Below are 8539 nucleotides of genomic sequence, written 5' to 3' on the forward strand. Positions count from 1 at the left end.
AAGTATGAGCATTACCTAAGAAACCCCTACCTCTAAGGTAGTGGGTAGTTCATCACGTTAATATTCACAGCTAATCAAAAACTGATTCTTGTCCGCCATGATTAACCATAACATTGCTGACAGTTACCCGAGTGCACCATGGAAGTTTGCGCTTTATTTAGCTAACCAATAAAGGTAGGCGTTTATGTTCGCTGCATTTATGATCGATCAAATGGACGCGCTAATGTTAGCGCGGATCCAATTCGCTTTTGTCATTTCGTTTCATATTGTCTTTCCTGCTTTTTCTATCGGTCTAGCCAGCTGGTTAACAGTACTAGAATTCCGTTGGCTGAGAACCGGTGATACCGTTTACGCCGAGGTGTATAAACACTGGGTGAAAATATTTGCCGTGGTGTTTGGCTTAGGGGTCGTATCGGGTGTGGTGATGTCCTACCAGTTTGGTACCAACTGGGCGGTGTTCTCTGATAAGGCTGGTAATGTCTTAGGGCCATTACTTGCCTACGAAGTACTGACGGCATTTTTCTTAGAAGCATCCTTCTTGGGTATTATGCTGTTTGGTTGGGGTCGCGTCAGCAAACGTATGCACTTTGCTTCCACCGCTATCGTCGCTATCGGCACACTGATTTCAGGATTTTGGATTTTATCCGCCAACAGTTTCATGCAAACGCCGCAAGGCTTCATGATAGGTGCAGACGGTATACTCTATCCGACTGATTGGCTTGAGATTATTTTCAACCCATCATTCCCCTACCGTTATGCTCATATGATGACAGCCGCATTTTTGACCACTGCATTTGTCGTTGGTGGTATTGGTGCGTATTACCTACAATCTAAAAAACACACTGAGCACCGTAAGCACGGACGTGTGATGCTGGGTATGGCAATGGTGATGGCAATATTTGTCGCGCCTGCTCAGGTATTGATTGGTGATGAACACGGTTTAAACACTTTAGAACACCAACCCGCTAAGGTTGCGGCTATGGAAGGTATCTGGGAGGATGAGCGCGGTGCCGCACTACGTCTATTTGCAATTCCAGACCAAGAGAACCAAACCAATAATTATGAAGTAAGCATTCCCTACGTTACTGGACTGATTCTCACCCATTCATTGGATGGTGAAGTAAAAGGTCTCAAAAACTGGGCACCTGAAGACCAACCGCCAGTCATAGTCGTGTTTTGGGCGTTTCGTATCATGGTAGCCATTGGCATGCTTATGGTACTGGTCGGCTTATTTAGTATCTATAAATACTTTAAAAAGCAACAGTTCAATCCAGAGAGCATATGGTTTCATCGTGCTTGGATGATGATGACACCACTTGGCTTTGTCGCTATATTGGCTGGTTGGTTTGTCACCGAAACAGGACGCCAACCATGGACAGTGTACGGTGTGATTCGTACCGCAGAAAGTATGTCTCCACTCGCTGCTCAGCAAGTCGCAACGACTCTGATTGGCTTTATCGTGCTCTATATATTTGTCTTTGGTGCGGGCAGTTTTTACATCCTGCGTTTGATTGCACAGGGGCCAAAACCTTATGAAGATCCTGCTGATGACAACTTTTATGAGCACTCAGTGACAGAGAGCCAAGGTCGCACATTGAGCGGTGATCACGAGCCTATAGAGAGTACGAAAGAAGAGGTAGGCACTCACACCAATGACAAAGATGATGAGGAGCTGCGCTAATGTTTAACTTCGGTGATGTATTAGACTTACCTTTAATTTGGGGCGGATTGATCGCTCTATCTGTCTTTATCTATGTATTGCTTGATGGTTTTGATTTGGGTTGCGGTATTTTGTTTCCATTTGCCGGCTCAGATAAAAACCGTAGCCGCATTATGAATTCTATCGCGCCGTTCTGGGATGGCAATGAAACATGGCTAGTATTGGGTGGCGGTGGTCTGTTCGCCGCTTTTCCAGTCGCCTATGGCATTATCATGACGGGTCTATACCTTCCTGTCACTATCATGCTATTTGGTCTTATTATGCGCGGTGTGGCATTTGAGTTCCGCTTTAAATCTTCGGCACGCCGTCATGTCTGGGATACCTTCTTTTTTGTCGGGTCGGTAATGGCGACTTTCTCACAGGGCATCATGCTAGGCGCTTTGGTACAGGGTCTTGAAGCAAGCAACCGTCTATATACTGGTGGACCATTTGACTGGTTAACGCCCTTCTCCATCGTCTGCGGTTTTGCCATGATCATCGGCTATGCGCTGCTTGGCTCCACATGGCTTATTATCAAGACTGAACACAGCCTACAAGTATGGGCACGTAAGGTCTCTGGCTTCATGCTATCAGCGTTGATTGTTGCCATGGTCGTGGTCACGACGTTTATGTATTTTTCAGACATTGACGCACTCGAAGGCTGGTTTAGCTTACCAGGTTTTCTGTATTTAGCGCCTATGCCTATTATCGTGCTTGTGCTCTACATTGTTATGCATAAAGAATTAAAGACCGAACGTGAATACCGTCCATTCTTATTGACCGTGTTGTTATTTTTGATGGGTTATATCGGTGTTTGCTATGCCATATTCCCTTACATCGTGCCCTACAAAATGACGATTTATGAGGCGGCGGCAGCTGATACTTCTTTATCCTTTATGTTGATCGGTGCTGTCATTATGTTACCGATTATCCTAAGTTATACCGCTTTTGCGTATTATACCTTTAAAGGTAAAACGGATCATAAACCTATGTACTAAGCAGTACTGAGCAGTACTGAGCAGTAAACTGCTTACGAAATTTACTACTAAGAACAAGTATTGGTCGTTAATAGTAATTAAGCTTAGCTAGGCGTATCAACAGATCAGTAGGAGGTGAACATGAAAAAACTCAGTAAGAAAAAATCACAATGGGCGTGGTTTATTGGACTATACCTCGGAGGGTTTTTAGTGGTTTTTACCATGGCCCAACTCATTAAATTGGCGATGGGTGTTTAGCAGCCACAACCCAGTTTGCCGTTAATGACTATAAAACAGAAAAGCAGCGTCGATAAATCGATGCTGCTTTTTTTAGGTCATTACTTTATGTGAAGTCATATAAATATGTTTGATAAAGTATTTGTGTTTTTGGGTAAAACAACCAGCCTTGTCCAGAGCGTGTCGTCATTTTTAAAGTAGCGACATTAAAGTGGCGATAAAAGACTCTGACATTGATCATTATATTTGAGTGCATAAGCCTCACGCACCACGATGGTTTTCGACACCTTCATCCTCTATAAAGTCATTTACCTGTTTCAAGCGCTCCGGTGTGCCAACATCTATCCAATCATCCGAAATCACTTCAGCAGTGATTTGAAATTTTAGCATTGCTTGCTTGAGTAATGGCGCAAGTGCCGCTGGCTGGTTTTCTACCAAGCCATCGACGAGTCTAGGTGACATAACACTCATGCCAGCAAAGGTATATTTCTCTGCATTACCAATCGCCTGCTCACCAGCCAGACCATTATTGATAGCAAAGTCACCACCATTATTGTGGTCAGGATTGTCAATCAATAGCAGATGCGCGAGTTGATCAACGCCCAACTCATAATCTTGCAATTGGGCAAAATCATAGGTCGTCCAAACATCTGAATTGACTAAGATAAACGGCTCATCTCGCAGCTTTCCTGTTTGTAATGCCTGAAAGATGCCGCCTGCTGTCTCTAAAGGCTCCTCTCCTTCTACCGACCAATGCAGCCTGACATCATACTGCGCACCATCACCCAACGTAGCCATTAGCTTGTCTGCCAACCACGATGCGTTGATCGTTATATCACTGATACCTGCAGCACGTAGCGCTTTGATATGCCAAATAATGAGCGGCTGACCTCCTACTTCTACCAATGGCTTCGGTGTCTCCAGCGTTAGCGGGCGCAGACGCGTACCCTTGCCGGCCGCCAAAATCATTGCTTGCGTAATCGTTGATTTAGACATATAGATACGAGATCCTTTTTATAGTCGTAATAATAGTTATATACTCAAGTTAACTTTTCAGTATGTACATTGGGATTCATACAGCCGAAGAAAATTTAAGCCTATAGGCGGGCAACACCTTTTTTTCTAACCATTGAGTAAAAGGTACAACTGCATGCTTCATCTCATCACTACCTTTCTCAGCAAGCCAGTTCAACTCTATGATCAGATCACGCATAACCTTCGGAATATCAGCCAAATAACGATCTTTGCCATCACGTTGCGATAAGCGAATAAAAATCCCCAAGACTTTCAAATGCCGCTGTATACCCATCACATTCACATCGTTTTCTAGCTGCTCTATATTTTCTGCCGTGACCTGACCGTGCTGCTTTTGTAGCTGCCAAAAATCGTGAATCCATGCAGATATCTGACTCTCAGTCCATTCAACATACGCATCACGCACCAACGACACCAGGTCATAAGTATAAGATCCAATCACAGCATCCTGAAAGTCAATCACACCAAGTTGCGCAGTACTCGCTTGGTCTTGCATCAAGTTTCGGCTATGGTAATCACGATGAACGACCACCTGCGGATGCTGCAAAATCTCATTTATTAGTGCTGCTTTCAAATCGTCCCAAAGCACTTCATCAAGCGCCACGCCGATATAAGGAATAAACCAATCACTAAATAAATCCATCTCACGATCTAGTAAAGCCGTGTCGTAATCTGGCAGCTGGTGCTTCGATTTAGCCGTCTCGACAGGCACCGTTTGTAACGCCGCGAGCGTCTGCATTGCCAACTGATAGTTCGTATCGACTTGAGCAGGTGTCGCGTCGACCAGCAAATGAGCAAACTCCACTGTGCCAAAATCTTGTAACACCAAAAAGCCCTGCTCTACATCTTGTGCAATAAGCGCAGGTACATTGATCGCGGGTGCCATCAACTTAGCCACATTAATAAACTGGCGCATGGCATCTTGTTCATCAGCCGAATCCATGACAATATACCGTGCTAGTGTTTCACCTTCTGACAGTTCGATCCGATGGTATTGGCGAGCGCTAGCATCACCTGGCAGACTAACAAGTTTAAATGTTTGACCTGTGAATACTTGCTGTAGCCAACTCTCTAACAGCTGTTGGCGACTGTTTACATTTGTGTTTGTATTTGTATCTGTCTGGGTCATATAGGTCTCAAAATTTGTATTATCGGTCTTCAAAGGCAGTTAAAATCAAATGTCTATCGCAAATAACAAATAACTAAAGTAGTAATAAAGCAGGGAAAACCTTGCTAAAATAGTGACGCCGCTATCATTAATATTTGTGAAACATCTATTGCAATGAAATCGTTTCGTTAGCTAGACGCATATTACTGATGTCCGCTCGCAGCATAAATCAAGCTATCGCATGGTTTATATGATTAGTTTTGGTAAATAGTGTAGCTGATTTGGTTTTTTTTGACTATGATTAGTCGTCATTATATATAAAACACCCAAACTCTTGAGGTAAGATTATCAAGTTGTGTTGTTTCCAACCTTCATTCGCTACACTGTGTCGTAGAGTCGGGCGGCAAATGAACGCAAATAAACTCAGTTTCGCAATCCAACAGGCTCTGCAATAATAGGTGTGCCCTTGTTATATTCTTCGCTCTACCAAAGCATCCGTTTGGTCTTATTTGGTGCCTTAGGTCTATCTAGCCTGGCAGCCAATGCCACCCTTAATGATGCCGATCAACAGATACAGACCTCTGACACCGATAGCAGTGTTTTCACCAACGCTACCGCTCTCGACGCTGCTGACTCAGAAAGTACTGTTTCAAACGATAACACCTTTGATAACAGTGCTTTCAGTAGTGATTCTAATAGCGCTATAGAAATCAGCGCTATTAATGATGCCCAAGACGACATTCAAGATGACACGTTAACGGCGAACGAGACCATCACACTTGAACCTTCTCAAGATACCAGCAAACTCAATATGAGTGATGAAAGTGTCCAAGAAAGCCTGATGCGTTTGGCAGAGTTTTATGAGCTTACTCCAGAATCAGAAGTACAAGTAAGTAATGATAGCGACGCTACCATAGACTCAGAATCCCCAGACTCTGAACAGTCTGACATCGAAAATACGCTAAATCCTAACACGCAAACCACGCAAGAAGTTGGCCGAGACTTAGAGCTGCTACCAAGCACTGTAGATAGCGCGCATCGCTGTGTTGGTCAATGGGTTTATCCCAATAGAAACCCTAACTATCAGCAGGCAGTGAATGAGACTGCATCTGTTAGTGGACAGACAGCAACCAGCCTAAATAGTGCCTCTAACAACCAAGCACCGCTGTTTTCAGAGTCAGATTATGCTTATTACGATAATATCGACTATGCTGAATTATCAGGAAATGTCATTATCAACCAAGGCACTCAACATATCGAAGCAGACAAAGTTGTGCTAGATTTGGGCAGTGGTGTTGCTGCCGCGCAAGGCAAAGTTTTGTTTACCGACCAAGCAACCGGCCAGCAAGTATCGCGTAATAACCTATCAAACAACTCGTCAGATGGCACAGCATCCAACTTCGTCGACAGAGCATCGCAAGGTGGGCTGATTGGGGTTGCAGACAGTTTGAATTATAATACTGACACTGGACAATCAACTGCCAATGACGTGGCTTTTGCTAGTGTAGAGATGCAGGCTCACGGCTATGCCAAACGCTTGAACAGACCTAACGATACTCAGTATGAATTAGATAGCGTGATGTTTAGCACTTGTCCACCCACCAATCGTAAATGGCAAGTAGAAGCCAAAAGTATCGATTTAGACACTGATACAGGTCGTGGAGAAGCCTACGATACGACGTTCCGCATCGCCGATGTCCCTGTATTTTATTTGCCTTACTTTAACTTCCCGATAGATAATCGCCGAAGTAGCGGGTTTTTATTGCCAAGCGGCAGTATTAACAGTGAAAACGGCCTAGAATTAGATGTGCCTTATTATTTCAATTTAGCCCCTAACTACGATGCCACACTCAACACTCATATATATACTGACCGAAACCCCATGCTCTCAGGTGAATTTCGCTATTTAACTGAGGATTATGGTCAAGGTATTTTCAACGGTGCTTACTTACCAAACGATAGAGAATATGGTGATGAGGATCGTAGTAGCTTTTTTTACGACCATACTTGGGAATCCAAAAGCATTCCACGTTTGAGTGGTGATGCCAAATATAGCTATGTGTCAGATGCTGATTATCTAGATGACTTTGACACACTTGGGCTATCTGACAGCACAGTCAATCTACCAAGACGTGCCCAGCTAAATTACTATAATGATTATGTCACTGGTGAGCTAAAAGTTGAAGCCTTTCAAACACTTGATGCGTTTGATAGCGATGGCGATGCATTAGAAGACAAAGACAAACCGTATTCTCGTCTACCACAATTAACATTAGACTATCGCCTACCGACAGCAGGGAATATTGATATCACTGGTGTCCACGACTCTGCCTATTTCAAAAAGTCTATCGATGATGGCTCAGAAAACGAGAAAAGTGGGGCGCGGCTTTACAACAAGCTGAGTGCTGCTTATCCGATAGAAAGCTCGTGGGGTTATATCAAACCCGAGCTAAGCTTGCAGCACCTTTATACCTCTTATGATGAAGACAGTCTGGAAGACAACCAGCTCAGTGAAGAAGACGGCAGTCAATCCGTATTTGTTCCACAAGCCAGCATCGATGCAGGGCTGAATTTTTACCAAGCAGGCTCTCCTTTTGGTGCATTTGACGATACCATGGGTGGCTACCGCCTGCTGAGCCCGCGAGTAAAATACACATACTCACCATATAAAGATCAAAATGAAATCCCTAACTTTGATACCCGTATTGCCTCTATAAACTATGAGCAATTGTTTTCAAACAGCTGGTTTTTGGGACATGATCGTTTGCAGGATTTGCACTCTATCACCCCTGGTATAAACTATCGTTACATCGATGCAACGGGTGTGACACGTTTCGATGGTAGCATTGCTGAGCAGTTTTACATAGATGATGGGCGAGTAACACTTGACGATCAGCAGTCAGTCTTTAACTCTTCCTCTTCGGGGATGGTTTGGAATACCACGACACAACCTTATAATAATTTTTGGGTCGATGTTAGTGGTGCACTGACCAGTGACTATGATCTGAACTATATAACCACTGAGCTGCGTTACCAGGCATCTGATGACAGCCTATTTAATGTCGGCTACGTGAAGCGTCAACGTGATGAAAATACAGATCAGTTGCCATTATCAGCGGTCACAGCGTCTGCAATCTTTCCAGTCAACAACAACTGGCGGGTATTGGCTCAGACCCAATATGACATCAACAACGATAAGATGCTCGACTCTTTAATCGGTGTTGATTACGAAGATTGCTGCTTTGGTTTTGCAGTTTATGGTCGTCGTTACTATAATGACCTAAACATCAAAGACGGACCAACTGAAGCTATTATGGCAGAAGTCAGACTGAATGGTCTTGGTAGTGGTAGCAGTCGCCTAACACGCTTACTCTCTGAAAAAGTTTTGGGCTTTGACCCTGTGCAAACAGCGTGGCAGGACTAACCGTTACAACATTTATAGTGGTACTGTTTGTATAGTGGTACTGTTTGTATAGTGGTAAT

The 8539-nt window shown here is 43.9% G+C and carries 6 protein-coding genes; 4 read left to right on the top strand and 2 right to left on the bottom strand.

The features are described from left to right. The first annotated feature begins 184 nt into the window (after nucleotides 1-184). The 3 genes from L0J61_RS06725 (at nucleotide 185) to L0J61_RS06735 (ending at nucleotide 2934) form a co-directional block, all read left to right on the top strand. Nucleotides 185-1681 carry a cytochrome ubiquinol oxidase subunit I gene (locus tag L0J61_RS06725; protein ID WP_301465560.1) on the top strand — a complete coding sequence of 499 codons (1497 nt, stop codon included), beginning with the start codon at nucleotides 185-187 and terminating at the stop codon, nucleotides 1679-1681. Next, on the top strand, nucleotides 1681-2697 hold the full coding sequence (gene cydB / locus L0J61_RS06730; protein ID WP_301465561.1) for a cytochrome d ubiquinol oxidase subunit II: 1017 nt from the start codon (nucleotides 1681-1683) through the stop codon (nucleotides 2695-2697). The genes L0J61_RS06725 and cydB overlap by 1 nt, the downstream gene beginning before the upstream one ends. Nucleotides 2698-2817: 120 nt before the next feature. After that, on the top strand, nucleotides 2818-2934 hold the full coding sequence (locus L0J61_RS06735) for a DUF2474 domain-containing protein (RefSeq protein WP_301465562.1): 117 nt from the start codon (nucleotides 2818-2820) through the stop codon (nucleotides 2932-2934). A gap of 240 nt (nucleotides 2935-3174) precedes the next feature. On the opposite strand, the gene murU is transcribed toward L0J61_RS06735, so the two are convergent. Then, nucleotides 3175-3909 (bottom strand): N-acetylmuramate alpha-1-phosphate uridylyltransferase MurU, encoded by a 735-nt coding sequence (gene murU / locus L0J61_RS06740; RefSeq protein WP_301465563.1) that lies wholly within the window; start codon nucleotides 3907-3909, stop codon nucleotides 3175-3177. Nucleotides 3910-3985: 76 nt separating this feature from the next. Continuing rightward, nucleotides 3986-5077, bottom strand: a complete 1092-nt coding sequence (locus L0J61_RS06745; protein WP_301465564.1) for an aminoglycoside phosphotransferase family protein — start codon at nucleotides 5075-5077, stop codon at nucleotides 3986-3988. A gap of 445 nt (nucleotides 5078-5522) precedes the next feature. Between L0J61_RS06745 and L0J61_RS06750 the strand changes: the two genes are divergently transcribed. Further along, the gene (locus tag L0J61_RS06750) at nucleotides 5523-8480 is read left to right on the top strand and encodes an LPS-assembly protein LptD (protein ID WP_367651944.1); all 2958 of its coding nucleotides are present in this window, start codon (nucleotides 5523-5525) and stop codon (nucleotides 8478-8480) included. The last annotated feature ends 59 nt before the right edge of the window (nucleotides 8481-8539 follow it).

Origin of the sequence: Psychrobacter sp., assembly GCF_030457785.1 — a bacterium.
In the GTDB taxonomy this organism is placed as follows: Bacteria; Pseudomonadota; Gammaproteobacteria; order Pseudomonadales; family Moraxellaceae; genus Psychrobacter.